Below are 25,790 nucleotides of genomic sequence, written 5' to 3'. Positions count from 1 at the left end.
TCAGCCCGCCCTGTCCGGGGTCGCCGCCTCGCCCAGCTCGGCGGAGATCCGCCCCAGCTGGTCGAGCCGCTGCTCCAGGCTCGGGTGGGTGGAGAACAGCCGGGCGATGTCGGAGCCCTTGCCCAGCGCCGGGGTGAAGTAGAAGGCGTTGAACGCCTGTGCCGTGCGCAGGTCCTCGGTCGGGATGCGGGCGATCTCCCCGGAGACCTTGGTGAGCGCGGAGGCGAGCGCCGAGGGACGGCCGGTGAGATGCGCGGCGGCCCGGTCCGCGGCCAGTTCGCGGTAGCGCGACAGGGCCCGGATCAGCAGGAAGCTGATCGCGTAGACGGCGGCCGAGACGGCCATGACGGCGGCGAAGACGGCCACCGTGTTCTGGTCCTTGCGGCCCCGGAACAACTGTGAGTAGAAGGCGAACCGGACCATCAGCCCGGCGATGACGCCGAGGAACGACGCGATCGTGATCACGGCGACGTCCTTGTGCGCCACATGGGACAGCTCGTGCGCGAGCACGCCCTCCAGCTCGGCCGGTTCCAGCCGGCGCAGCAGGCCGGTCGTCACACAGATCACCGCGTGGTCGGGATTGCGTCCGGTCGCGAACGCGTTGGGCATGTCCAGGTCCGACACGGCGACGACCGGCTTGGGCAGGTCGGCCACGGCGCACAGCCGGTCGATCACCCCGTGCAGCTCGGGATACTGCTCGCGCTCCACGACCTTTCCGTGCATCGCGTACAGCGCGACCCGGTCGGAGAACCAGTACTGCGCGACGAGCAGGCCTCCCACGACCACGACGACCAGCACCCAGGACTTCAGCAGCACGATCAGCGCCGCGACGAAGCCCACGTACAGCAACCCGAGCAGGAACAGCGTCACGCCCATCCGGGCGGTGAGCCGGCGATCGCTCCGGAAGCGGCTCTGCATGTTGCATCACCCCGCAGTCAGGCACTCGTCCCGCTGTCCAGTGTGCACCTGCGGATCCCCATGAAGTGGTCCCGAACGGCCCTAGCCGGAGCAAAAGGTCCCTGTGAGTTCCGGTGCGCACCCTGTGGACGCCCGGTTCGCCAGGAGGCCCGCAACCGCGCCCGGCTCACCAGGAGGCCCGCGTCCGGCTCAGTAGGTGGCCCGCATCCGCGCCCAGCCCAGCAGCGCGATCACCGCGGCCACGCAGCCGACGACCAGCGCGGTGGACAGCCAGGAGGCGCGCCGGGCCCGCGCCGGGCCGAGGTCGCCGCGGAACGGCACCGGTTCGGGCGGGTTCTCCCGCCAGCGGGCCGCGAGCATCCGGGCCCGCGCCGAGGGCTCCTTGTGCTCGGCGGAGTTCGCCCACGTGTGATCGAATTCGCGCTCCCAGTCGACACCTTCGGACATCCCCGTATGCCTCTCTCTGTCCGCGACGGTCGGCGGCGTTCACGCCCCGCCCGTTAGAAGGCTGTGAAGAGAGAAAGGTTGCACGCGAAAGCGTGTCCTGTACACGGCATGCCGAGACGCGCGAGCTGTCCGCGCGTACCCGCCAGATGTCCGTCCGCACCCGCCAGGTGTCCGTCCGCACCCGTTTCCGCCCGGAACACGCCGGAGCCCCGGCCCTCGATGAGGGACGGGGCTCCGGTCGGCGCGTGCCGGGTCGATCACACGTCGAAGTACAGCTCGAACTCGTGCGGGTGCGGGCGCAGGGCCAGCGGGGCGATCTCCTGGGTGCGCTTGAGGTCGATCCACGTCTCGATCAGGTCGGGCGTGAAGACGTCACCGGCGAGCAGGAACTCGTGGTCGCGCTCCAGGGAGTCGAGGACCGCCGGGAGGGAGGTCGGGACCTGGGCGACGTTCGCGTGCTCCTCGGGAGCCAGCTCGTACAGGTCCTTGTCGATCGGCTCGGCCGGCTCGATCTTGTTCTTGATGCCGTCCAGGCCCGCGAGCAGCAGCGCCGAGAAGGCGAGGTACGGGTTGCCGGAGGAGTCGGGCGCACGGAACTCGACGCGCTTGGCCTTCGGGTTCGAGCCGGTGATCGGGATACGCATGGCCGCGGAGCGGTTGCGCTGCGAGTACACCAGGTTGATCGGGGCCTCGAAGCCCGGGACCAGGCGGTGGTAGGAGTTCACCGTCGGGTTGGTGAAGGCCAGCAGCGACGGGGCGTGCTTGAGGATGCCGCCGATGTAGTAGCGGGCCATGTCCGACAGGCCCGCGTAGCCGGCCTCGTCGTAGAACAGCGGGGAGCCGTTGCTCCACAGCGACTGGTGGACGTGCATGCCCGAGCCGTTGTCGCCGAAGATCGGCTTCGGCATGAAGGTCGCGGTCTTGCCGTTCTTCCAGGCCACGTTCTTCACGATGTACTTGAAGAGCTGGAGGTCGTCGGCCGCGGCGAGCAGCGTGTTGAACTTGTAGTTGATCTCCGCCTGGCCGGCGGTGCCGACCTCGTGGTGCTGGCGCTCGACCTGGAGGCCGGACTTCTCCAGCTCCAGGGAGATCTCGGCACGCAGGTCGGCGAAGTGGTCGACCGGCGGGACCGGGAAGTAGCCGCCCTTGTAGCGGACCTTGTAACCACGGTTGTTCTCCAGCGCGCCCGTGTTCCAGGCACCCGCCTCGGAGTCGATGTGGTAGAAGGACTCGTTCGCGCTGGTCGCGAAGCGCACGCTGTCGAACACGTAGAACTCGGCCTCGGGGCCGAAGAACGCGGTGTCGGCGATGCCGGTGGACGCGAGGTAGGCCTCGGCCTTCTTCGCCACGTTGCGCGGGTCACGGCTGTACTGCTCGCCGGTGATCGGGTCGTGGATGAAGAAGTTGATGTTGAGCGTCTTGTCCCGGCGGAACGGGTCGACCCGGGCCGTGGAGAGGTCCGCACGCAGCGCCATGTCGGACTCGTGGATGGCCTGGAAGCCGCGGATCGACGAGCCGTCGAAGGCCAGCTCCTCGTCCGGGTCGAACGCCCCGACGGGCAGCGTGAAGTGCTGCATGACACCCGGCAGGTCGCAGAAGCGGACGTCGACGAACTTGACGTCCTCGTCCGCGATGTACTTCTTGGCCTCGTCGGCGTTCTGGAACATCCAGCTCCTCCTACTCCCGACCGTCCCGCCGGGGTGGTAGTTCGTTCGTGCTGCCAGTGCGGTGGCACACGCTGCCTTGACCCTAGGGACGCGTGATTTCTCGGGCGTGACCCATTTGTTTCGCACAAGTTAACCGGCTCATCCACCACGGTAGCCCGGACACACCCCGCCGTCTCCCGGTCATAAGGGGGCGCAGTACCGTGGACGGGTGGACAACAGGCAAGCAATGGGATCGTGGCTCTCCGGGCCCCGCGCGGCCATGGAGGACGCCGGTGCCGACTTCGGATACCGGGGCGAGCAGCTCGGTCTGCCGGAGGAGGGGCCGGGGTCGATCGCCCGCCCCGGCCGACGCCTCGGGGCCCTCGCGGTGGACTGGGCCCTGTGCGTCTTGATCGCATACGGTCTCATCACCGACGGCTACTCACAGGCGACGAGCAACTGGGCGCTGCTCGTGTTCCTCGTGCTGAGCGTGCTGACGGTCGGCACGATCGGGTTCACACCCGGGAAGCGCCTGTTCGGCGTGCGGGTGGTGGCGCTGGAGACGGGGCGGGTTCACCCTGTGCGGGCGGCGCTCCGCTCGGTTCTGCTGTGTCTTGCCATTCCGGCTCTGGTCTGGGACCGGGACGGGCGTGGGCTGCATGACCGGCTGGCGCGGACGGTCGAGCTCCGCGTGTGACGCCCGCGTCAGGGTGGGCAGGGGGTTCCTGGGGCGTCCCTGATCGTCCCTGGTCGTCCCTGCGGCCCGGTGGGCTCGTTCGCGCAGTTCCCCGCGCCCCTTGGGGTGCGTCCGCAGGTCATGGTCCGTGTGCGGGTTCGTCGTGGTTGCTCGCGCAGTTCCCCGCGCCCCTTTCAGGGGCCCGGCAGGTGCGCCCCGTCAGGGGCGCGGGGAACTGCGCGACCAGCCCCCGTCGTCGCCGCGGTCGAAAGTGACTGGGAAGTCGGTGGCGGGGAAAAGGGGTCGGCCCCCGAACCAGCGCGGTTCGGGGGCCGACCCCTTTTCAGATCCGTCGGAGACGTCAGCGGGCCTTGCCGCCCTTCGGCATCCGCATGCCCTTCGGCATCGGACCCTTCGGCAGCGGCATGTTGGTCATCAGGTCGCCCATCGCGCGCAACCGGTCGTTGGTGGCCGTGACCTGCGGGCCGGTGAGCACCCGGGGGTACTTCATCAGCGTCGTACGGAGCTTCTTCAGCTCGGTCTGGCCCTCGCCGGTGCCCACGATCACGTCGTGCACGGGCACGTCCGCGACGATGCGGGCCATCTTCCGCTTCTCGGCGGCCAGCAGCGTCTTCACCCGGTTCGGGTTGCCCTCGGCGACCAGCACGATGCCGGCCTTGCCGACCGCCCGGTGCACCACGTCCTGGCTGCGGTTCATCGCCACCGCGGGGGTGGTCGTCCAGCCCCGGCCGACGTTGTCGAGCACGGCCGCGGCAGCGCCCGGCTGGCCCTCCATCTGACCGAAGGCGGCTCGCTCGGCCCGGCGTCCGAAGACGATGGCCGTCGCCAGGAAGGCGAGCAGGAGCCCGAGAATGCCCAGGTATACGGGGTGACCGATCAAGAAGCCGATCGCGAGGAGGACACCGAGGGTGCCGATGCCGACGGCCGCGAGTACAAGACCGATCTTCTTGTCGGCCTTGCGGGTCATCTTGTAGGTCAGAGCGATCTGCTTCAGTCGCCCTGCGTTCGCAGCGTCCGCTGCCGGTTCCTTCCTCGCCATGCCACGAAGTCTACGTGGCCCCGGAGGCGCCTTCGACGGCAGTGTCCCCACGGAAGGGAAGTGCGGGCACGCAGCGGGTACGGAGGGACACGCAGAGCGGAAGGTGCGGTCCCGGCGATCAGGGTGATCGGGGTGATCGGGACGATCAGGAACGGGCGGAGCCGACCCGCTCCAGCACGAGCTCCGCCTCGACACGGTCCTTCGCGCGGCGGCGGTCCTCCAGCACGGAGGTCCAGGCGTTGCGGCGGGCGGTGCGCTGGCCGCTGCTCATCAGCAGCGACTCGACGGCGCGGAGCGCGTCGGTGAAGGTCGGAATGGCGGTGGCGCGAACGGGCGCGGCCTGCATGATGGTCGGTCCCCCCTCGTGACGTCTCATGGGTACGGGGTGTACCTGGCGTGAGTCCAGGGTCACTGACTGGTGTTACCAGGGCGTGACCGACCGGTCAAACGCCAATGAAGGCTTGAGGAGGCCCGCTCCGGCAGGGGGGCGGCCCCGTCCCGCCCTCTCATCTGCGAGGACGTCCGGGGCCGTGCCGTATCGGACATTACTTATGAGTAGCTTCTTGTGCGCGAATTCACACGGTTGGTCGGCGGCCGTACGAGGCGGAAAAGCCGACGGCCCGTCAGGTGACGGGCCGTCGGTACGGCGTACGAAGGGGTCGCGACCGTCCTCGCGCGAAGGGGCGTCGACCGCCGTCGCGCCAAGGGGCCGTGACCGTCAGACCGCCTGGGTCGCGACGAAGCTGCCGCGCTTCTCGATCGCCATCTGGTAGAGGCGGCCGGCCCGGTAGGACGAGCGGACCAGCGGGCCCGACATCACGCCGGAGAAGCCGATGCGGTCGGCCTCCTCCTTGAGCTCCACGAACTCCTGCGGCTTGACCCAGCGCTCCACGGGGTGGTGGCGCACGCTCGGCCGCAGGTACTGGGTGATGGTCACCAGCTCGCAGCCCGCGTCGTGCAGTTGCACCAGCGCCTCGACGACCTCCTCACGGGTCTCGCCCATGCCGAGGATCAGGTTGGACTTGGTGACCAGGCCGTAGTCGCGGGCCGCCGTGATGACCTTCAGCGAGCGCTCGTAACGGAAGCCGGGGCGGATCCGCTTGAAGATCCGCGGGACCGTCTCGACGTTGTGCGCGAAGACCTCGGGGCGGGAGGAGAAGACCTCTTCGAGCTGCTCCGGGACCGCGTTGAAGTCGGGCGCGAGCAGCTCGACCTTGGTCCGGCCGGCCTCGCGGGCAGCGGTCTGCGCGTGGATCTGGCGGACCGTCTCGGCGTACAGCCAGGCGCCGCCGTCCGCGAGGTCGTCGCGGGCGACGCCGGTGATGGTGGCGTAGTTCAGGTCCATGGTGACCACGGACTCACCGACCCGGCGCGGCTCGTCGCGGTCGAGCGCCTCGGGCTTGCCGGTGTCGATCTGGCAGAAGTCGCAGCGCCGCGTGCACTGGTCGCCGCCGATGAGGAAGGTCGCCTCGCGGTCCTCCCAGCACTCGTAGATGTTGGGGCAGCCGGCTTCCTGGCAGACCGTGTGCAGACCCTCGCTCTTCACGAGGTTCTGCATCTTGGTGTACTCGGGACCCATTTTCGCCCGCGTCTTGATCCACTCGGGCTTGCGCTCGATGGGGGTCTCGCTGTTGCGGACCTCCAGGCGCAGCATCTTGCGTCCGTCGGGTGCGACTGCGGACACGATGGGCTCCCTAGCGATTGATTCCTCGGCGCCCCCTAGGGTACGCCCGTTGAATTGAATGCCCGTGCGAGTGCTCTCGCGGGCGTGCACGGACCGGTCAGGCCGTGGCCGGTGTGCGCTCGATCTCGCGCGGCTTCAGGTCCGCATGGTCGAGTACGTCCTTCAGGTGCCGCTCGACCACCGGCAGGACCTCGGCGATCGTCACGTCGCGGCCGAGCTCGTTCGCCAGCGAGGCGACGCCCGCGTCACGGATGCCGCACGGGATGATCCGGTCGAACCAGGAGTTGTCCGGGTTCACGTTCAGGGCGAAGCCGTGCATGGTCACGCCCTTGGCGACCCGGATGCCGATGGCGGCGATCTTGCGGTCCTCGCGGCGCTGGCCGGCGTTGGAGGGCGCGTACTCCGGGCCGTTCAGGCGCGGGTCGAACTCCTCGTCGGTGAGCCTCGGGTCGAAGTCCAGCGAGAGTCCGCCGAGGGCGGGGCGCCGCTCGACCGGGTCGCCGAGGACCCACACTCCGCTGCGGCCCTCGATCCGGGTGGTCTCCACGCCGAACTCGGCGCAGACACGGATCAGGGCCTCCTCCAGGCGGCGCACGTGGGCCACCACGTCGACCGGGCGCGGCAGCTTCTGGATCGGGTAGCCGACCAGCTGGCCCGGGCCGTGCCAGGTGATCTTGCCGCCGCGGTCCACGTCGACGACCGGGGTGCCGTCGAGCGGGCGCTCGTTGTCCTGGGTGCGGCGCCCCGCGGTGTAGACCGGCGGGTGTTCGAGCAGCAGCACGGTGTCGGGCAGTTCGTCGGCGAACCGGGCGGCGTGCACCCGTCGCTGCTCGTCCCAGGCCTCCTGGTACTCCACGGCCTCGGCACCGAATCCCATGCGGACGAACCGCAGCTCACTCACGGCAAGCGCCTCCCTGCACGTTGTAAGGCACGAAACATGCCCACGCCACTGTACGTCCGTGCGCGGGCGGTCCACCGGGGGGTCGACGTGGACCGATGCGGAATCGGCGGAAATCGACGGGGGCGGGGCTCCGCGTCAGCTCGACGGCCAATCCTCACACGATCGGATGAATGGATCCGGAACGCTGCGACCGCGTGCTCACGCTCCGCTACATTCGCGCCGTTCGCTAGGCCAAAAGGGCTGCTCACAGGCAGTCCGGTCACACCCCATGCCTGGAAGGCAGGAGACCGTACCGCAGATGACGGAACGACCCGCGCAGCGCACGCCCAACCGACAGCTCGCCGCGCTCATCGCAGAAGCGGGGTTCTCCAACGCAGGTCTGGCCCGACGTGTGGACCAGCTCGGCCTCGAACACGGACTGGATCTCAGATACGACAAGACCTCGGTCACCCGGTGGCTGCGCGGGCAGCAGCCGCGCGGCACGACCCCCGCGCTGATCGCCGAGGTCTTCACCCGGCGCCTCGGCCGCCGGCTGACCGCGCAGGACCTCGGGCTCGACGCGTGCGCGCCGGTGTACGCCGGGCTGGAGTTCGCCGCCGGTCCCGAGGAGGCGGTCGACATCGTCAGCGGGCTGTGGCGCAAGGACTCCGGGAGCCACGCCGAGCTGCGCAAGATCGCGTTCACGCCGGCCGGGCTCGTGGTGCCCAGCCGGGACTGGCTGATCGGGCGGGCCGACGACAAGGTCGCGCGGGGCGAACCGGTCGCCGGCCGGGTGCCCGCGCAGCCCGGCGCCGCGGCCAGGCGCCCGGTACCGGCCGCACCCACCGCGGCCGTCACCGGATCCTCGGTCACCGGATCCGCCGCCCCGCCCGCCGCCGCGGTGCCCCGGCAGCGCGGGGCCGAGCGCGGGCTCGGCCACCGGGTCACCGGCGGCGACATCGCGGCGCTGCGGTCGGTCGGCGAGCTGTTCCGCACCCTCGACAACGCCTACGGCGGCGGACACGCGCGGCAGGCGCTGGTGCGCTACCTGGAGCACGAGTGCGAGCCCATGCTGCGCGGCAGCTACGGCGAGCAGACCGGCCGCCGGCTGTTCGCCGCCGCCGCCGACCTCACCCGGCTCGCGGGCTGGACGTCGTACGACATCGCCGCGCACGGCCTCGCCCAGCGGTACTTCGTGCAGGCCCTGCGGCTCTCCCAGGCGGCCGGGGACCGGGCCTACGGCGCCTACGTGCTCGTCACCATGAGCCGCCAGGCCGTCTACCTCGGGCACGGCCGTGAGGCGGTCCAGCTCGCGCGGGTGGCGCAGCAGGGCATCGGGACGACGGCCCCGCCGCTCGTGCAGGCACTGTTGCACGCGGCCGAGGCGCGCGGGCACGGGGTGCTCGGCGAGGTGCGGGCGTGCACGGCGTCGCTGGTGCGGGCCGAGCGCGCGCTGGAGCAGTCCCGGCCGGGGGACGAGGCGCCGCACTGGGCGCGCTTCTTCGACGAGGCGCAGCTCGCGGACGAGTTCGGGCACTGCCACCGGGATCTCCAGCAGTTCCGCGCGGCCGCCCAGCACGCGGAGCGCTCCCTGCAGCTGCGCGCGCCCTCCTTCGCCCGCAGCCGCCTGTTCTGCCGGGTCGTCCTCGCCACCGCCCGGCTGGGCCTCGGCGAACTCGACCAGGCCTGCCAGCTCGGGGCGGAGGCGGCGGGGCAGGCGGCGGAGATGCGGTCGGTGCGGGCGCTGGAGTACATCCGTGACTTCGAGCGCCGCCTGGAGCCGTACAAGGACGCGGCCCCGGTCCGCGGCTACCGCGACAAAACCGCCGCCCTGGGCTGACCCCCTCGCGCACTTCCCCGCGCCCCTGACGGGGAGGGGGGTTTGTGCCGGTGGTTCCGCGCGGGCCCGTCGTGGCGATTCGCGCAGTTCCCCGCGCCCCTGAGGGGGAGGGGGGTTTGTGCCGGTGGTTCTGCGCGGGCCCGTCGTGGCGATTCGCGCAGTTCCCCGCGCCCCTGAGGGGGAGGGGGGTTTGTGCCGGTGGTTCTGCGCGGGTCCGTCGTGGCCGTTCGCGCAGTTCCCCGCGCCCCTGAGGGGGCGTACCTGCCAGGGCCCCCTGGAAGGGGCGCGGGGAACTGCGCGACCAGCCCCCACTCACCCGCACTCTCCAGCGGCGCGGCGAACCGCGTGAACGGGCCCGGCTCGGCCGCACTTTCCAGGGGCGCGGGGAACTGCGCGAAGGGCCCCACTCGGCCGCGGATGGCCACGAACCCCACCCCACCCCCCGAGCCCAGCGGCAGCGCTCACGCTGCGGTGGGCAGTGAAGGCGCCGGATCCGCCCGGTGCAGCGAAGCCGCCGCGCCCAGGTCCGCGAGGACGGCGGCCGCCGCGCGACGGGCCGAGTGCAGGGCCCCCTGGACGGTGCTCGTGTCGCGATGGTCACCGCACACGTACAGCCCGGCCAGCAGCCGCACCGGCCGGCGCAGATCGTGCGGAGGCCGCATCGCGGGCACCGCCTCCGGGGTGTGGTGCACCGCCAGCGTCTCCCAGCGGCGCGTCGACGTGCCGTAGAGCCGCGAGAGATGCATCCGCACCGCCGTGTCGACGCCCTCCGGGGGACGCCCGAGCACCGTCGAGGAGATCAGCGCCCGCCCGGCGGGGGCACGGCTCGGGTCGATCCGGCTGAGCACCGCCGTGTGCGCCACCGGCCCGCCGCGGTCGGCGTCGAGCAGCAGCGAGGCACCCGTCTGCGGCGGTTCGTCGGTGGTGTGGTGCACCACCGTCACCGGGTGGAAGTCCGGCACCCGCAGCCCGGGCAGCAGCTCCGCCGCGGCCCGCGCGTCGGTCGCCAGCAGCACGGCACGGCAGCGCACCACCCCGTGCTCCGCGGTCGTCACCGCGTTCGTGGCGACGGAGGTGACCCGCACGCCGGTGTGCACGGTCCCGGGCGGCAGCGACCGCGCCAGCAGCTCGGGCACCGACTCCGCCCCGCCCTCGGGCAGGCACAGCCGCCCCCGCGCGAAGGCGTGCAGCGCCAGGTCCGCGCAGCGGCTGGACGTCGTCAGGTCGGGGTCGCAGAGCAGCGCCGCGAGCAGCGGGCGCAGAAAGCCCTCCACCGTCCGCGCCGGCACGCCCCGCTCCGCGAGCGCGGCCGCGGCGGGCAGGTCGGGGCGGGCCAGCAGCCGCTCCACCGGCGTGGCCGCGATCCGCGCCAGCGCGGTGGAGAGCCGCGCCTGGTCCACGGGACCGCCGAGCGGCGCCGCCGTCCGCGGCGCTGCGGCCACCGGCGACCGGGGGGCGCTCGCCAGGGCGCGCACCACATGGAGTGCGCCCCTCGCGCTACGCCCGCTCGCCGGCGCGCCCGCCCGATGGCGGCGGCCGTCGCTGTGCAGCAGCACCCCCGGAGCGAAGGCGCGCAGCACGAGCCCTTCGAACCCCGGCGTCAGACGCAGTTCGGGGTACGACGTGAACAGCAGTTGCCCGATCCGGTCGAGCCGGAATCCGTCGACCTTCTCCGTCGACATGCGGCCGCCGACGCAGGGTGCGGCCTCCAGGACCGCCGTGGACACTCCTGCGCTGGTCAGCCGATGTGCGGCCGAGAGGCCGGCGATCCCGGCTCCGACCACGACGACGTCGGCCTGGTATGCGGGCTCAAGCACGTGGGTCCCTCCTCGCTGATGGCGCGGCCGGTGGTGACGTCATGCCCCCAACAGGCTCCGGGAATACCCGAGTTCGGGTCGAGGTTAGGAACCGCGATCGGTCAGCGACAGTCGCGCATCGACAGGGCACGGTCGCACGCCGGTCGCATACGGTCGTACGGCGAGCGCGAAACGGTCGCAGCGCGTCACACCCCCGCGCCACGCCCCCGCGGCACCCCCGCGCGTCCCGCCCGCGCGGCGTCCTTGCGGCCCGCCCGTCAGGCCGCCCGCACCGCCCCGTCACGCCGCCGCCCGCACCGCCCCCTCGATCCTCGGGAACGCGAAGTCGAAGCCCGACTCCGTCAGCCGGGCCGGCAGCACCCGCTGGCTGCCGAGGACGTCGCCCGCCATCTCGCCGAGCGCCAGCCGCAGCGCCGCCGCCGGCACCGGGAACGGCGTCGGCCGGTGCAGCACCCGCCCCATCGCCTCGGTGATCTCACGGTTCGTCAGCGGATTCGGCGCGGTGAGGTTGACCGGCCCGGACAGACCTTCGGTGTCGATGAGATGCCGGATCGCGGCGACCTCGTCGTGCAGCGCGATGAACGACCAGTACTGCCGCCCGTCCCCGAGCCGCCCGCCGAGCCCCGCCTTGAACAGCGGGAACAGCCGCCCCCAGGCGCCGCCCTCGCGCGCCACCACCAGACCCGTGCGCGCGAACACCGTCCGCACGCCCGCCTCCTGCGCGGGCGCGGCGGCCTCCTCCCACTCCACGCACAACCCGGGCAGGAAGCCGTCCCCCGGCGGCGCCTCCTCGTCCACGGCGCGGTCGCCGGTGTCGCCGTAGATGCCGATCGCGCTGCCGCTGACGAACACCCGCGGCGGGGTGTCGAGCGCGGCCACCGCCTCCGCCAACGCCGCGGTGCCGAGCACCCGGCTGTCGCGGATGGTCCGCTTGTAGGAGTCCGTCCAGCGGTGGTCGGCGATCCCGGCCCCGGCCAGGTTGACCACCGCGTCGCAGCCCACGAGGCCCGCCGTGTCGACGTACTGGCCCTCCGGGTCCCAGCAGACCTCGTCCGCGCCCCGCGCACCCCGGCGCACCAGACGCACCACCTCGTGCCCGTCCGCGGTCAGCGACCGCACCAGAGCCCCACCGATCAGACCGGACGCACCGGTCACCGCGATTCGCAACCGTTCCATACGGCCATCATGGCGGCAGGGCCCCGGGGCACCCACCGCGGCCGGGCCGGAACCGCGACGACGGGGTCCCGGCCGGCGCGGGCGGCCGGTGGGCGGGCAGGCGGCACGATCTAGGGTGGCCGTCATGTCTGAGCCGTACATACGCACCGCGCTGGACGACGACGCCGAGGAACTGGGGCTGCTGGACCGGGCCACCTGGTCGCCGCTGCACGACGTGGTGCCGCCGCCGACGCCCCCGTACCCGCCGTTCTTCACGGAGCGGCACCCGGCCTGCGACTGCCTGGTCGCCGAGGCGGACCGGCGGATCGTGGGCTACGTCCGGCTGGCGTTGCCGACACCGCTCGCCTCGAACGCGCACGTCCGCCAGATCCAGGGGCTCCTGGTCGCGCCCGAGGCCCGCGGGCACGGGGTGGGGCGCGCGCTGGTACGGGCCGCGGTCACGGAGGCCGACCGGCGCGGCGCGCGGCGCATCACGCTGCGGGTGCTCGGGCACAACGCCCCCGCGCGGGCGCTGTACGAGGCGGAGGGGTTCGCGGTGGAGGGCGTCCTGCCCGAGGAGTTCCTGCTCGAAGGGCGCTATGTCGACGACGTCCTGATGGGCCGCCGGGTCTGACGGAGGCCGCCGGGTCTGACGGAGGCCGCCGGGTCCGACGGAGGCCGCCGGCCTTGCGGGGGCCGCCGGGTCCGAGGGAGGCCGCCGGGCCTTGCGGGGGGCCGCCGGGCCCTACGGCGTGACCAGCGCGCCCGTGTCCACCGCCCGCGTCGCCGCGGACCCGCGCCGCGCGTCCGAGGACACCTCGTCCGCGGTCAGCACGTACCCCGTCTCGGTGTCCGAGGTGGACCGGGCGAACACCACGCCGTACACCTTCCCGTCCGTGGTCAGCAGTGGGCCGCCGGAGTTCCCGGGCCGCACCGTGGAACGGATCGCGTAGATCTCACGGGTCACCGTGGCGTCGTTGTAGATGTTCCGGCCGGTCGCCCGCACCTTGCTCGCCACGGTCGCCGCCTGGAGGTTCAGCGAGCCGTCCTGCGGATAGCCCGCGACCACCGCGGAGTCGCCGCGCGAGGCGTCGTCGTCGAAGCGCAGCACCGGGGCGCTCAGCCCGGGGACGTAGAGCACCGCGATGTCCTTGTCCGGGTCGTACAGCACCACCCGGGCCTCGTACGTCCGTCCGACGCCGCCGATCCGCACGCCCGGGTGGTCGATCCCCGCCACCACGTGCGCGTTGGTCATCACGTGCCGCGGCGCGTACACGAACCCGCTGCCCTCGCGCCCCTGGTTGCCCGAGGCGCCCTCGATCTTCACCGTGCTCAGCTCGGCGGCCCGGGTCGCGCGCGCCGTGACGCTGTCCCCGGACGGCTCGGCGACCTGCGCGGTCGACTCGTTCTCGAACGGGTTGAAGACCTGCGGGAAGCCCGCCTCCGTGAGCGCCGAGGTGGCCCGCGCGAACCACGACGGCGTGGTGTCCGGCATCGTGCGCTGCACGGCGCCGAGCAGGGCCGAGTCCCGTATCGCACCGGTCACCAGCGGGGACGAGGACGCGCCCAGCACGCTCGCGGCCACCCACGCCACCAGCAGCACGGCGAGCGAGTTCGCCGCGGCCCCGCCGATCCCGTCGGCGACTCTCAGCGGGCCCCGGTCCAGCTCGCGCCGGAGCTTCAGCGCGAGGCGCCCCGCCAGCTCGTGCCCCACCACCGCGGGCAGCAGCACCGTCAGCACCGCCGTGACGGTCGCCGCGAGCGAACCCCGCGTCACCAGCTCCATCACCCACGGCAGCACCCACACGCCCACCACGGCCCCGCCGACGAACCCGGCCAGCGAGACGCATCCGGCCACCAGGCCGCGCCGGTAGCCGGACGCCGCGTAGCCGATCACCACCAGCACCAGCAGCAGGTCGAGCAGGTCCACTCCGGCCGCCTCTCTCTCGGACTCCCTGGTACGCGCGTCTGTCGGACTCCCTGGTGCGCGCCCCGGGCATCCGGTAGTACGCGCGCCGGGCGCCCGATGATCAGCCGCCCCTCCGAGACTCCCTCTACCCGCAGAAACGCACCGGACCGGGATGATGGTTCCACCAGGTGGCACACCACATATCGCGGGCGAAGCGGAACGTACCCACAGTGGAGCCATGCGTGTCTTGCAAAGAGCCCCGGGCGCACGGAGACGGAGAGCGGCCCGGATATCCGGAATGCCGCGGCGGCTGGCGCTGCGGGTGCGCGGGCTGCCGCGCCCCGCCCAGGTGGCGCTCGGCGCCGTGCCGGGGCTGGCCGCCCTCACCGTGCTGGTGCTGTGCGCCAGGGGCATCGGCGGGTCCGCCGCGGACCGTCCCGCGAGGCGGCCCGTCGCCGCGCGCCCGGCCTCCGCGTACACCGCCCCCAAGCCCCGGATACTGCCGCGCTCGGTCTGGCTGGACGCGGCCACCCGGCACGCGCAGCCACCGCCGCGCTACGACGACAAGGTCGTCGCGGTCTTCGTCCACCACACCGACTCGCCCAACGGCTACGACTGCGCCGACACCCCCCGCATCATCAGCGCGCTCTACGCGGGGCAGACCGACGTCAAGAGCTGGGACGACATCGGCTACAACTTCCTCGTCGACCGCTGCGGCACCATCTACGAGGGCCGTGCGGGCGGCGTGGACCGCCCGGTCACCGGGGCGCACACCCAGGGCTTCAACCACCGCACGGCGGGTATCGCCGCGATAGGCACCTTCACCGCGGGCGTCCCCGTGCCGAAGGCGATGACCGACGCGATCGCCGCGCTCGCCGCCTGGAAGCTGGGTCTCGCCCACGTCGACCCGCGCGCCAAGGCGCACCTCGTCTCCAGCAACAGCCTCAGCCGCTACAAGGCCGGCGCGAAGGCCACGCTGCCCGCCCTGGCCGGGCACAACGACGGCTTCATGACGAGTTGCCCCGGCGCCGCGCTGACCGCCCGGCTGCCCGCGATCCGGCTGGAGGCGGCCCGGCTCCAGGGCCGGATCCCCGCGCGGAGCCCCGCCGGCACCTCGACCAGGAGCCCGGCCGCCTCCACCACAAGCCCCGCCGGCACCTCGCTCAGAAGCCCCGCCGGCACTCCCACAGCAACCCCCTAGGCCGTACGCAGAGTCCTCAGATCAGCTCGCCCTACGGTCGACGGCAGAAGACAGCGGAAGCCGACAGAAGGCAGGATCGGCCGACCGAGGGGCGGGAACCACCATGAGCGTCAGCAGCAGCGGACCGGCACGAGAGTTCGGCGCGGGGCCGACCGAGGAGCCGCGGGCGGGCCACCGGCGGGTCCCGGGCGGCCCCTGGGCGGTGCTGTGCGCCACGGCCGCGGTCGTCCTCGGCCCGGCCGCCGTCACCGCCTCCGCCCTCGACCAGGCCAACGCGGCACCGCTGCACCACGCGGTGAAGGCCGACGACCTCCAGGCGTACATCCCGTCGGACACGGGCGGCCGCCGCCGTACGGCCGCGTAGCGACGCACCCGGCGCGCCACGCCCTGACGGTCCACGCCGTGCGCGCGCACCCGGCGCGACGCGCCCTGAAGCGCTCCCGGCCTAGGCCCTGAAGCGCTCCCACAGCCGCGGATAGCGCTCCGCCAGCACCTGGTCGTCCTGGAGGCCGCCGGAGGAGCCCTCCGGCTCCGCGGGGGCGGGCGGGATGCCGAGGTCGGGCGCGACGGTGCCGGTCAGCTGCTCGTAGGCCTCGTCGGCCGCGTAGCCGAGTTCCTCGCCGTCGCCGTCGATCTCCGGGTCGAAGTCCTCGAGGAGGTCCGCGAGCGCGTCCGGCTCGTGCACCCCGCCCTCGAAGACGTCCCGGCCCTGGCCGATCAGCCAGCACCGGAAGAAGTCGAAGGCCTCGTCGCCCACGCGGTCGAGGAGTACGGCCGCGGCACCCCACAACTCCCAGGTGCAGGCGCGGTTGTAGCGGGACTCGAAGTGCCGGGAGAAGTCGAGCACCGAGTCCGGGTCGAGCCGCAGCAGCCGCTCCACCAGTACGTCGGCCTGCTCCTCCGGATCGCCCTCGGCGGCGTCACGGCTGGCGTCCACCAGCTCCCAGAACTCCGTCTCGTCCATCACGGGTCCAGCATCGGGCCTGGCGCAGGGGGGCGCACGCGGAGTGCGGCGGATTGTTATGTCCGGTTGCGGCACCGGGGCCCGCCGGGGGTGGCCGCGGCCCGCGCCGGTCACTCCCCGTACAGCGCCGCGAGCCGCCGCGCGTCCGCCGCGAGACGGGCCCGCAGCCCCGCCGGGGCCAGCGCCTCCGCCTCCGGGCCGAGCGCCGTGAGCTGGCCGTGGGCGACCTCCTCGGACTCCACCGGCAGGGTCACCGTGACCCAGCCGTCGGCTTCGGGGGGTCCCGCCGAGGCGAGCGCCCGGCGGGCGGAGGCCGGATCGACGGCGTACGGCAGCCGGCGCAGTCCGTCCGGGGAGAGCCGTACCACCGCCTCCGCCCGCAGTACGGAACGCGCGAACTCCGCCGCCCGCTCCCGCCAGAACCCGGGCAGGTCGAACTCCGGGTCCCGCTCGAAGCGTTCGTCCCCGGCCCGCACCGAGACGAACCGGTCGACGCGGTAGACCCGGTGGGCGTCCTCGTCCGTCACCCGCGCGCAGAGGTACCAGACGCCCGCCTTCAGGACCAGGCCGTACGGCTCCAGGTCCCGCTCCACCTCCCCCTTGCGGCCCCGGTAGCGGACGCCGAGCCGCCGGTCGTCCCAGACCGCGTCCGCCACGGCGGGCAGCAGCCCGGGGGTCGCCGGCTCGGTGAACCAGTTCGGCGCGTCCAGATGGAAGCGCTGCGCCGCCGTACGGGGAGCGTCCCGCAGCGACGGCAGCAGCGCCGCCGACACCTTCAGCCGGGCCGCCGAGGCCGCGTCCTCCAGCCCCATCTCGCGCAGCGCGCCCGGCACCCCGCTCAGGAACAGCGCCTCGGCCTCGCCGCGCGCGAGACCGGTCAGCCGGGTCCGGTAGCCGCCGACCAGCCGGTAGCCGCCGGCCCGCCCCCGGTCGGCGTACACCGGCACGCCCGCCTCCGACAGCGCCTGGGCGTCCCGGGTGACCGTGCGCTCGGACACCTCCAGCTCGCGGGCCAGCTCGGCGGCGGTCATCGAGGGCCGGGACTGGAGCAGCAGGACCATCTTGATCAGGCGGGCGGCACGCATACGCCCCATCATGCGCCCGGCACACGACGAGGCCCCCCGCCGGTGGCGGGGGGCCTCGGGTCGACTCTCGGCCGGGATCAGAGCCCGTACTTCTCGCGGGCTTCCTTCACCGCCGTCGCCTTGACCTCGCCGCGGCGGGCCAGCTGGGCGAGGGCCGCGACGACGATCGACTGGGCGTCGACGCCGAAGTGGCGGCGGGCCGCCTCGCGGGTGTCGGACAGGCCGAAGCCGTCGGCACCGAGCGAGGACCAGTCCTGCTCGACCCACTGCGCGATCTGGTCCGGGACCTGGCGCATGTAGTCGGAGACGGCCAGCACCGGGCCCTCGGCGCCGTGCAGCGCCTGGCGGACGAACGGGATGCGCTCCTCGCCGCGCAGCAGGGCCGCGTCGGCCTCCAGCGCGTCACGGCGCAGCTCGGTCCACGAGGTGGCCGACCACACGTCCGCGGCGACGCCCCACTCCTCGGCGAGCATCTTCTGCGCCGCGAGCGTCCAGTGGATCGCGGTGCCGGAGCCGAGCAGCTGGATGCGCGGCGCGTTGGCCACCGGCGACAGACCGGCGGTCTCGGCCGTGTTGAAGCGGTACAGGCCCTTGAGGATGCCCTCGTCGACGCCCGCGGGCTTGGCCGGCTGCGGCATCGGCTCGTTGTAGACGGTGAGGTAGTAGAAGACGTTCTGGTCCTCACCGGGGGCGGCCTGGCCGTACATGCGGCGCAGACCGTCCTTGACGATCGCGGCGATCTCGTAGGCGAACGCCGGGTCGTAGCTGAGCGCGGCCGGGTTGGTCGCGGCGATCACCGGGGAGTGGCCGTCGGCGTGCTGCAGGCCCTCACCCGTGAGGGTGGTGCGGCCCGCGGTGGCGCCGACGAGGAAGCCGCGGCCGAGCTGGTCGCCGAGCTGCCACATCTGGTCGGCGGTCCGCTGCCAGCCGAACATCGAGTAGAAGATGTAGAACGGGATCATCGCCTCGCCGTGCGTCGCGTACGCGCTGGACGCGGCGATGAAGTCGGCCATCGAACCGGCCTCGGTGATCCCCTCGTTGAGGATCTGGCCGTTCTTGGCCTCCTTGTAGTACATCAGCTGGTCGCGGTCGACCGGCTCGTACGTCTGGCCCTTGGGGGAGTAGATCCCGAGCGACGGGAACAGCGACTCCATGCCGAAGGTGCGGGCCTCGTCGGGGACGATCGGCACCCAGCGCTTGCCGGTCTCCTTGTCCCGGACCAGGTCCTTGACCAGGCGGACGAACGCCATCGTGGTCGCGATGCTCTGCGCGCCGGAGCCCTTGTCGAAGGCGGCGAACGCCTTGTCGGCGGGGGCCGGGAGCGGGGCGAGCGGCTGCGTGCGGCGGGCCGGGGCGGGGCCGCCGAGGGCGGCGCGGCGCTCCTGGAGGTAGCGGACCTCGGGGGCGTCGGCGCCGGGGTGGCCGTAGGGGACCTTGCCGTCGGCGAACGCGCTGTCCGGGATGGGCAGGTCGAGCAGGTCGCGCATCGTCTTGAACTCGTCCACCGAGAGCTTCTTCATCTGGTGGTTGGCGTTCTTCGACGCGAAGCCCTCGCCGAGGGTGTGGCCCTTGACCGTCTGGGCCAGGATCACCGTCGGGGCGCCCTTGTGCGCGAGGGCGGCCCGGTAGGCGGCGTAGACCTTGCGGGACTCGTGGCCGCCACGCGAGAGGTGGAAGCACTCGAGGATCTTGTCGTCGCTCAGCAGCTTCGCCATCTCGGCGAGCGCCGGGTCCTTGGCGAAGAAGTCCTGGCGGATGTAGGCGGCGTCACGCGTCTGGTACGTCTGCACCTGCGCGTCCGGCACCTCGCGCAGCCGGCGGACCAGCGCGCCCGTGGTGTCGAGCTGGAGCAGCTCGTCCCAGGCGGTGCCCCACAGCGACTTCACGACGTTCCAGCCGGCGCCGCGGAACTGGGCCTCCAGCTCCTGCACGATCTTGAAGTTGGCGCGGACCGGGCCGTCGAGGCGCTGGAGGTTGCAGTTGATGACGAAGGTCAGGTTGTCCAGACCCTCGCGGGAGGCCAGCGCGAGCGCCGCGGTCGACTCCGGCTCGTCCATCTCGCCGTCGCCGAGGAACGCCCATACGTGGCTCTGGGAGACGTCCTTGATGCCGCGCGCCGTCAGGTAGCGGTTGAAGCGGGCCTGGTAGATCGCCGACAGCGGGCCGAGGCCCATGGAGACGGTCGGGAACTCCCACAGCCAGGGCAGGCGGCGCGGGTGCGGGTAGGAGGGCAGGCCGTTGCCGCCGGCCTCCTGGCGGAAGTTGTCGAGCTGCTGCTCGGACAGCCGGCCGTCGAGGAAGGCGCGGGCGTAGATGCCGGGAGCGGCGTGGCCCTGGATGTAGAGCTGGTCGCCGGAGCCGTCACCCTCCTTGCCCTTGAAGAAGTGGTTGAAGCCGGTCTCGTAGAGCCAGGCCGCGGAGGCGAAGGTGGCGATGTGGCCGCCGACGCCGTACTTGCTGCCGCGGGTCACCATGGCGGCCGCGTTCCAGCGGTTCCACGCGGTGATCCGGCGCTCCATCTCCTCGTCACCGGGCACGGCCGGCTCGGCGGAGGTGGGGATGGTGTTGAGGTAGTCGGTCTCGAGGAGCTTCGGCAGCGCGACGCCGCCCGCCTCCGCGCGCTCCAGCGTGCGGCGCATCAGGTACGCGGCACGGTGCGGGCCGGCAGCCTTGGCGACCGCGTCCAGCGAGGCGCGCCACTCGGCGGTCTCCTCGGGGTCACGGTCCGGGAGCTGGTCGAGCTCGCTCGGCTGGATGGCGTAGGGGTCGGTCATGTCGCCGCCTTCCTCAGTCGAAGGGGGTTCCCTCATCGGTAAGGGTTCGGGTGTGCCCTTGGTCTTTGGCAGGACAGGGCGTGGGCTCGGTAAGCCCGTCGGCGACTGTAACTCCCTGATCGATGATCGATCAAAGGGGGAAGGCCGAAAACCTCTTGATTTCGAGAAAGTCGGCACGGGGTGCCTCCGGCGGTGGCACCGGGTGACCTTGCGGTCGGCTTGTTCTTGCAGGTGAGCGGGGGTTTGCTCGCGTGCGCGCCAGCCCCCGAGGGGCGCGGGGAACTGCGCGAAGGGGGTCTGGGGGCGGAGCCCCCAGGGACGGGACGGGAAGGGGTGGCGGGGGCGAGAACCCCTCAGGGACGCGGGGCGCAGCCCAGCACGTGTGCCTTCACGAGCTCCGCGATCCGCGGGTCGCGCCGCTTGAAGGCCGCGACCAGCTCCTCGTGCTCCTCCGCGTACGACTGCTGCACCGTACCCAGCCAGCGAATGGACAGCGCGGTGAACACCTCGATGCCGAGCCCCTCCCAGGTGTGCAGCAGCACCGAGTTGTCCGCGGCGCGCACCAGCTCGCGGTGGAAGCCCACGGTGTGCCGCACCTGGCCGGTGCCGTCGGCGTTGCGGTCGGCCTCGTAGAGCGCGGCGACATGCGGCTCCAGGGCCGAGCAGTCGTCCGCCAGCCGGGCCGCCGCCAGCTCCGCCGCGATGGCCTCCAGACCGGCCCGCACGGGGTAGCTCTCCTCCAGGTCGGCCGCCGTCAGGTTGCGCACCCGCACGCCCTTGTTCGGCGCCGACTCGATCAGCCGGAGCGACTCCAGCTCCCGCAGCGCCTCCCGCACCGGGGTCTGGCTGACCTCCAGCTCCGTCGCGATCCGCCGCTCCACGATCCGCTCGCCCGGCTTCCAGCGCCCGCTGACGATTCCCTCCACGATGTGCTCGCGGATCTGTTCGCGCAGCGAGTGGACGACGGGCGCGGTCATGAGGGCTCCTTCGGGAGGGGCTCATCGGCCCCCGGGGGCGTTTGACGTTTAGACAATAAGGCCGGACCGGTCGCGAGGAGGGGTGGACGGGGGCGCTTTCCCGCAGGTGAGACAAGACTTACACGCCCTGTGGGAGTTGTTCCCCGACGCGTCGCAGGCGCGGCCGCGCGCGGACGCCGATGCCCCACCCCCGGACCGCCGATGCCCCACCCCCGGACCGCCGGCACCCCGCGTCCGGGCGGTACCGCACTCCCGGAGTCGCCATGGCGCCCTTGCGCACCCGGGCCCTCGCCGCCCGCCCTCGATGGATCAATCCTGAACTTCTCGAACCGGCCTTCGAATAGGTTGGATTGGCGAGACGCGGCAGGCGGCCGGGTCCGGGGAGAACGGGGGCATGGTGAGCCGGAAGCAGGACCTGGCGGCCTAGCACGTCGAGGCCGAGGCGGATCGGCTGTCCACGTCGGCCGAGGCCCCGCCGGTCCGCCGGAGCAGTGGCCTCGACCGGTTGTGACACCGGCCCCGGTCCGGGGGCGGTTCTCGGACAGGCGGCGCGACCCGTGCCGCCGGAGGAACGGGGGAGGGACGGAACATGCAGGGTGACAGCCCCGAAGGCGACCGCACAACGGTCTCGTTCGGCACGCTGGAGCATCTGACGGCCGAGCTCGACGACATTCTCAAGCAGCTCGACGGACGGTTGGAGGACCTCTACCGGCGTCTGAAGCCGGTCGTCGCGTCCTGGCAGGGCGAGGCGCGCGAGGTGTTCCTCCAGGAACTCGACAAGTGGGACACGTCGGCGCGGGACCTCCAGGCGGCCCAGGCCTGGCTGCACGAGGCCGTCACCAGCGGGCATCGCGGATACGCGGCCGCGCACGGCGCCGTGCTGCGCGGTTGGGGCGGCGTCTGATGGGTGAGCCGCGCCCCAGCGACGAGGAACGCAGAAAAGAGCAGGCCGCGGCCCGGCCCGCGACGAAACCCAAGGACGGCGCCGGCGGATTCGACGTGCAGCCGCAGCACCTGCACTACACCGCCCTCGTCGTGCGCGACAAGCAGTTCGACTACGACAAGGGCGCCACGGCGCTGGTCGACGTGCTGAACCGGTACAGCCAGTCGGCGGGCGCCGGCTGGGGCGCGGACGCGTTCTCGGCGGCGTACCGGACCGTGAACGAGAAGTTCCTGGAGCTCTGGGCGAAGAGCGTGGTCAGCGTGGGCGGCGTCGCCGTGGGCCTCACGGACACGGCGAACAAGTACACCCAGGCCGACTGGCAGGCGCGCCGCATGTACGGACCGCCGCCGGTGGAGAAGGCGCCGCCGGTCGTCATCGAGACACCGCCCCGCTACGGCCCGGTGCACGACATCAAGTGGTCCGGCACCGGCCGGGACGCGGACTCCTCGGAGATCGCCGGGATCCTCGGCGAGGTGCCCGACTTCCTCGCCGACGCGATCCGGCCGGCCATCGAGCACGGCCTCAGGCTCGGCAAGATGCACGAGATCACTCCGGGGTGCAAGGACGACGAGTTCCAGGACATGGCCACCGGCTGGGCCGCGTCCGCGAAGGCCGCCAAGGGTGCCGCCGACGAGTTCAACAAGGCCATCAAGTACGTCACCGACAGCAGCGGCAACGGCGAGTGGCAGGGCGCGATGAAGGCCTTCTGCCAGACGATCTGGGGCACCACCGAATGGGGCAGGACGTACGACACCGAGGGCAACCGGGCCTCCATAGGCCGCGTGTGGAAGACGGAACGCAACGTCCAGCCGAGCAAGCGGCGTCCCATCATCGACATCCTGATCAGGGCGGCGACCGTCGTGAAGGAACAGCTCGACGAGCTGGCCGCGGTGGCGGCCACGACACGGGAGACGACCACAAGGCTCGGCAAGGAGGCGGCGAGAGCCACGGTCAAGGACCTGACCACGGACCTCGACCTGTCCGAGATGACCCGGCTCGCGGCGACCATGGCCTTCGGCGAGATCGTCCTGACGTTCCGCTCACACATGGACGAGGCGGCGGCGAACGCGGCGGTCGAGAAGTACCACCAGGCGTTCGGCGACGCGGCCACCAAGCTCGACGAACTGGGACCCGAGCTGGACGAGGCGCTCCTCAGCGTGCCCACGTTCCTCGCGGAGGAGGCCCGCGCCGAGGCCTACGGCGCCCGCTCCCTCAACGACTTCAAGAAGGAACACAGCTGGCAGCGCCCGGAGAGCACGGTCCCGTACAAGTACTCCCTGGACCTCGCCACGGAGGAGGAACTGTACGGCGGCCACAGCATCGACAAGCACGTCGGCCTGACGGACATGCAGCTGACGCAGCGGTTGCGGGACGAGTCGAGCGCGACGGGCGGACCAAGCATTCCCGCGGCTTCCACATTCACCGACCTGGAATCGGCGCAGGAATACACCCAATACAATATCCGGTCCAATTCGGCGGCGATCGAAAAATGGTTGCAGAACAGGCCTCCTGTTCCACTCAAGGAAGATTTCACGGTGGGTTCTGTCGCGGGCGGGAATCTTGCCGCCCCCGTGGTGACCGGTCGCACGGCGCCTGTGGTGAACCGCAATCCGACGCCGGCCAGGAACGCATACGGCGTGTCGACGGTGCTCAAGTACGAACCGAGCCTCGATCCGCCTTTTGTCGTTCTGACCTCGATGCCCAAGTGATGCCTGAGGAGACAGCGATGGCCGGACTCGACGAGCGGTCGTGGGCCGACGCGATCGGTATGTACGAGCGCCGGGTGACTGTTGCCAGGGTGATGAGCAGGGCGCATGAGGACTGGGTGCTCGACCTGCCCGCCCTCATGCGTGGTGACACCCGTGATGCCCGCGGGTGGCGCACCGCGGACTACTGGGCGGGGGAACTCGACAGACTCGATGAACCGTCCTACCCCTTCCTCACGCTTCCACCGGACGTCGCGAGGTCCTGTCTCCAAGAGATCCCGCGCTCCCAGGCCATGCGTTTCCTGGTGGCCCTTTCCACACCATGGATCGATGTCACGGAGGAGCCGGACTTCGAGGAGCGCAGGGAATCCCTTGAGGCCAAGGCGCGCGTCATCCTGTCGCGCTTCCCTGAAGGCTCGCACTTCTTTACGAACACGGGGCGCGATCGCGACTACTACCAGCGGGTCTCCGGGTGGAACTCCTTTTCCTCGCGCACCTTCGACTTCGGACTGGTCCTCGTGTCGGAGACGGAAGTCGGGATGGTGTGGTCTTTCCGCTGAGGTGATGACCGATCCGCCGAACTGCCCACCGTGGAGAATTCCAGGCGCACCCGAACCGCCACCTACCCCGACCGGGAGACCGCCCAGTGGGCGACCCAGCAGGTGGTCACCCGTAATGAGCAGGTCATTCATCGCTGGCTCGCGCAGTCCACGCGGCAGCGGCTGACCGTCGAGGCGGCCTGGCCCTCGCGGCCGGAGCCGACGAGTTCGACGGGTACGACGCGGCCGTGGACGACTGCGCCGGCACGACGGACCGGCAGTTCGTGGCGCGGCTTGTGGGGGAGATCCGGGAGCGGCTGGCTCGCGTCGGTGGCGGCCCGCCTGGCGTAGACAGCGGACCGCCACCGATGGCGCGGGACCGCGGGGCGCATGACGAAGCCCCCGTCCGGAGGAGACTCCGGGCGGGGGCTTCGTCGTACCGTTGCCGGCTGATCCGGGAGATCAGAGGCCGAGCTCGACCTCGAACTCGCCTGCCTCCAGGATCGACTTGACCGTCGTCAGGTAGCGGGCCGCGTCGGCGCCGTCCACCAGGCGGTGGTCGTAGGAGAGGGTCAGGTACGTCATGTCGCGGACGCCGATGACCGTGCCCTCCTCCGTCTCGATGACGGCCGGGCGCTTGACCGTCGCGCCGATGCCGAGGATCGCGACCTGGTTCGGCGGCACGATGATCGTGTCGAACAGGGCGCCGCGCGAACCGGTGTTGCTGATGGTGAAGGTCGCGCCGGACAGCTCGTCCGGGGTGATCTTGTTGCCGCGGACCTTGCCCGCGAGGTCGGCCGTGGCCTTGGAGATGCCGGCGATGTTGAGGTCGCCCGCACCCTTGATGACCGGGGTCATCAGGCCCTTCTCCGAGTCCACCGCGATACCGATGTTCTCGGAGTCGAAGTAGGTGATCGTGCCCTCGGCCTCGTTGATCCGGGCGTTGATGACCGGGTGGGCCTTCAGCGCCTGGGCGGCGGCCTTGACGAAGAACGGCATCGGGGAGAGCTTGACGCCCTCACGGGCGGCGAAGGAGTCCTTCGCCTGCGCGCGCAGCTTCATCAGACGGGTGATGTCGACCTCGACGACCGAGGACAGCTGGGCCTGCTCGTGCAGCGCCTTGACCATGTTGTCGCCGATGACCTTGCGGATGCGGGTCATCTTGACGGTCTGGCCGCGCAGCGGGGAGACCTCCAGCGCGGGAGCCTTCTTCGCGGCGGCGGCGGCCGGGGCGGCGGGCGCCGCGGCGGAGGCCTTCGCGGCCTGGGCGGCGGCGACGACGTCCTGCTTGCGGATACGGCCGCCGACGCCGGTGCCCTTGACGGTGGCGAGGTCGACGCCGTTCTCGGCGGCGAGCTTGCGCACCAGCGGGGTCACGTAGGCGCCCTCGTCGACCGGCTTGGCGGCGGCGGGCACCGGCTGGGCGACCGGGGCCGGCGCGGGGGCCGGAGCCGGAGCGGGCGCCGGGGCGGCGGCGACCGGCTGCGGCGCCGGGGCGACCGGAGCCGGGGCCGGAGCGGCCGGGGCGGGCGCCGGAGCCGCGGGGGCGGCCGGGGCCGGAGCCGGGGC

Annotated in this window: 24 protein-coding genes and 2 pseudogenes; 9 read left to right on the top strand and 17 right to left on the bottom strand. The window is 72.1% G+C overall.

Going from position 1 to position 25,790, the window contains the following annotated elements; genetic code table 11:
• From htpX to glnA, 3 genes are all read right to left on the bottom strand, one after another.
• Positions 1–918, bottom strand: a complete 918-nt coding sequence (htpX, locus tag WN71_RS23230; protein WP_046592444.1) for a zinc metalloprotease HtpX — start codon at positions 916–918, stop codon at positions 1–3.
• Positions 919–1,107: 189 nt separating this feature from the next.
• Positions 1,108–1,365: an SCO2583/SCO2584 N-terminal domain-containing protein gene (locus WN71_RS23225; RefSeq protein ID WP_046592445.1), complete on the bottom strand. Its 258-nt coding sequence runs from the start codon at positions 1,363–1,365 to the stop codon at positions 1,108–1,110.
• A 257-nt stretch (positions 1,366–1,622) separates the two neighbouring features.
• On the bottom strand, positions 1,623–3,032 hold the full coding sequence (gene glnA, locus WN71_RS23220; protein WP_046592446.1) for a type I glutamate--ammonia ligase: 1,410 nt from the start codon (positions 3,030–3,032) through the stop codon (positions 1,623–1,625).
• Between the two features lie 208 nt (positions 3,033–3,240).
• Here glnA and WN71_RS23215 point away from each other — a divergent pair, with 208 nt between their 5' ends.
• Positions 3,241–3,708 (top strand): RDD family protein, encoded by a 468-nt coding sequence (locus WN71_RS23215; protein WP_046592447.1) that lies wholly within the window; start codon positions 3,241–3,243, stop codon positions 3,706–3,708.
• A 340-nt stretch (positions 3,709–4,048) separates the two neighbouring features.
• Here WN71_RS23215 and WN71_RS23210 read toward each other — a convergent pair whose 3' ends face one another.
• The 4 genes from WN71_RS23210 to lipB form a co-directional block, all read right to left on the bottom strand.
• On the bottom strand, positions 4,049–4,747 hold the full coding sequence (locus tag WN71_RS23210; RefSeq protein WP_046592448.1) for a DUF4191 domain-containing protein: 699 nt from the start codon (positions 4,745–4,747) through the stop codon (positions 4,049–4,051).
• Positions 4,748–4,892: 145 nt separating this feature from the next.
• Positions 4,893–5,093, bottom strand: a complete 201-nt coding sequence (locus tag WN71_RS23205) for an SCO2195 family GlnR-regulated protein (protein WP_046592449.1) — start codon at positions 5,091–5,093, stop codon at positions 4,893–4,895.
• Positions 5,094–5,465: 372 nt separating this feature from the next.
• The gene (lipA, locus tag WN71_RS23200) at positions 5,466–6,431 is read right to left on the bottom strand and encodes a lipoyl synthase (RefSeq protein ID WP_046592450.1); all 966 of its coding nucleotides are present in this window, start codon (positions 6,429–6,431) and stop codon (positions 5,466–5,468) included.
• A 97-nt stretch (positions 6,432–6,528) separates the two neighbouring features.
• Positions 6,529–7,332, bottom strand: a complete 804-nt coding sequence (gene lipB / locus WN71_RS23195; protein ID WP_046592451.1) for a lipoyl(octanoyl) transferase LipB — start codon at positions 7,330–7,332, stop codon at positions 6,529–6,531.
• Positions 7,333–7,630: 298 nt separating this feature from the next.
• On the opposite strand from lipB, the gene WN71_RS23190 reads away from it, so the two are divergent.
• A complete protein-coding gene (locus WN71_RS23190) occupies positions 7,631–9,151 on the top strand; it encodes an NsdA family TPR-like regulatory protein (protein WP_046592452.1) in 1,521 nt (506 codons plus the stop codon).
• A 461-nt stretch (positions 9,152–9,612) separates the two neighbouring features.
• On the opposite strand, the gene WN71_RS23185 is transcribed toward WN71_RS23190, so the two are convergent.
• Positions 9,613–10,968, bottom strand: coding sequence for an NAD(P)/FAD-dependent oxidoreductase (locus WN71_RS23185; protein WP_046592453.1), 1,356 nt, complete (start codon positions 10,966–10,968; stop codon positions 9,613–9,615).
• Between the two features lie 279 nt (positions 10,969–11,247).
• Positions 11,248–12,144, bottom strand: a complete 897-nt coding sequence (locus tag WN71_RS23180; protein ID WP_046592454.1) for a TIGR01777 family oxidoreductase — start codon at positions 12,142–12,144, stop codon at positions 11,248–11,250.
• Positions 12,145–12,268: 124 nt separating this feature from the next.
• Between WN71_RS23180 and WN71_RS23175 the strand changes: the two genes are divergently transcribed.
• Entirely contained in the window at positions 12,269–12,757 is a 489-nt protein-coding gene (locus WN71_RS23175; protein ID WP_046592455.1) for a GNAT family N-acetyltransferase, read from the top strand.
• A 111-nt stretch (positions 12,758–12,868) separates the two neighbouring features.
• On the opposite strand, the gene WN71_RS23170 is transcribed toward WN71_RS23175, so the two are convergent.
• Positions 12,869–14,053 carry a MarP family serine protease gene (locus WN71_RS23170; RefSeq protein WP_046592456.1) on the bottom strand — a complete coding sequence of 395 codons (1,185 nt, stop codon included), beginning with the start codon at positions 14,051–14,053 and terminating at the stop codon, positions 12,869–12,871.
• A gap of 277 nt (positions 14,054–14,330) precedes the next feature.
• Here WN71_RS23170 and WN71_RS23165 point away from each other — a divergent pair, with 277 nt between their 5' ends.
• Positions 14,331–15,233: a peptidoglycan recognition protein family protein gene (locus tag WN71_RS23165; RefSeq protein ID WP_338058692.1), complete on the top strand. Its 903-nt coding sequence runs from the start codon at positions 14,331–14,333 to the stop codon at positions 15,231–15,233.
• 103 nt (positions 15,234–15,336) lie between these two features.
• Positions 15,337–15,597, top strand: coding sequence for a hypothetical protein (locus WN71_RS23160; RefSeq protein WP_046592457.1), 261 nt, complete (start codon positions 15,337–15,339; stop codon positions 15,595–15,597).
• Positions 15,598–15,678: 81 nt separating this feature from the next.
• Here the strand turns inward: WN71_RS23160 and WN71_RS23155 are convergent, their stop codons facing one another.
• From WN71_RS23155 to WN71_RS23140, 5 genes and pseudogenes are all read right to left on the bottom strand, one after another.
• Positions 15,679–16,197, bottom strand: coding sequence for a DUF4240 domain-containing protein (locus WN71_RS23155; protein WP_046592458.1), 519 nt, complete (start codon positions 16,195–16,197; stop codon positions 15,679–15,681).
• Between the two features lie 110 nt (positions 16,198–16,307).
• Positions 16,308–17,282, bottom strand: coding sequence for a helix-turn-helix transcriptional regulator (locus WN71_RS23150; protein WP_046592459.1), 975 nt, complete (start codon positions 17,280–17,282; stop codon positions 16,308–16,310).
• 77 nt (positions 17,283–17,359) lie between these two features.
• Positions 17,360–20,056, bottom strand: coding sequence for a pyruvate dehydrogenase (acetyl-transferring), homodimeric type (gene aceE / locus WN71_RS23145; protein WP_046592460.1), 2,697 nt, complete (start codon positions 20,054–20,056; stop codon positions 17,360–17,362).
• Positions 20,057–20,276: 220 nt separating this feature from the next.
• Positions 20,277–20,402 (bottom strand): annotated as a pseudogene (locus WN71_RS43570) (CU044_2847 family protein); the annotation flags it as partial.
• Between the two features lie 7 nt (positions 20,403–20,409).
• Complete coding sequence (locus WN71_RS23140; protein ID WP_046592461.1) at positions 20,410–21,033, bottom strand: GntR family transcriptional regulator; 624 nt, start codon at positions 21,031–21,033, stop codon at positions 20,410–20,412.
• 589 nt (positions 21,034–21,622) lie between these two features.
• Here WN71_RS23140 and WN71_RS23135 point away from each other — a divergent pair.
• The 4 genes and pseudogenes from WN71_RS23135 to WN71_RS42000 all read left to right on the top strand — a co-directional run.
• Entirely contained in the window at positions 21,623–21,937 is a 315-nt protein-coding gene (locus WN71_RS23135; RefSeq protein ID WP_046592462.1) for a WXG100 family type VII secretion target, read from the top strand.
• Positions 21,937–23,685 carry an RNase A-like domain-containing protein gene (locus tag WN71_RS23130; RefSeq protein ID WP_046592463.1) on the top strand — a complete coding sequence of 583 codons (1,749 nt, stop codon included), beginning with the start codon at positions 21,937–21,939 and terminating at the stop codon, positions 23,683–23,685. The genes WN71_RS23135 and WN71_RS23130 overlap by 1 nt, the downstream gene beginning before the upstream one ends.
• 17 nt (positions 23,686–23,702) lie before the next feature.
• A complete protein-coding gene (locus WN71_RS23125) occupies positions 23,703–24,242 on the top strand; it encodes a hypothetical protein (RefSeq protein WP_046592464.1) in 540 nt (179 codons plus the stop codon).
• A gap of 30 nt (positions 24,243–24,272) precedes the next feature.
• Positions 24,273–24,443: pseudogene (locus WN71_RS42000) on the top strand (RNase A-like domain-containing protein); the annotation flags it as partial.
• Here WN71_RS42000 and WN71_RS41995 read toward each other — a convergent pair.
• Together WN71_RS41995 and sucB are read right to left on the bottom strand one after the other, a co-directional pair.
• Positions 24,371–24,613, bottom strand: a complete 243-nt coding sequence (locus WN71_RS41995) for a hypothetical protein (RefSeq protein ID WP_046592465.1) — start codon at positions 24,611–24,613, stop codon at positions 24,371–24,373. The pseudogene WN71_RS42000 and the gene WN71_RS41995 sit on opposite strands and share 73 nt — an antisense overlap.
• 70 nt (positions 24,614–24,683) lie before the next feature.
• Positions 24,684–25,790: 2-oxoglutarate dehydrogenase, E2 component, dihydrolipoamide succinyltransferase (sucB, locus tag WN71_RS23115; RefSeq protein ID WP_071369872.1), on the bottom strand; the 1,107-nt coding region annotated here is incomplete at its 5' end.

Origin of the sequence: Streptomyces mangrovisoli (assembly GCF_000974985.2) — a bacterium.
Taxonomy (GTDB): Bacteria; Actinomycetota; Actinomycetes; order Streptomycetales; family Streptomycetaceae; genus Streptomyces; species Streptomyces mangrovisoli.
This window is presented reverse-complemented; position numbering and strand designations above follow the sequence as displayed.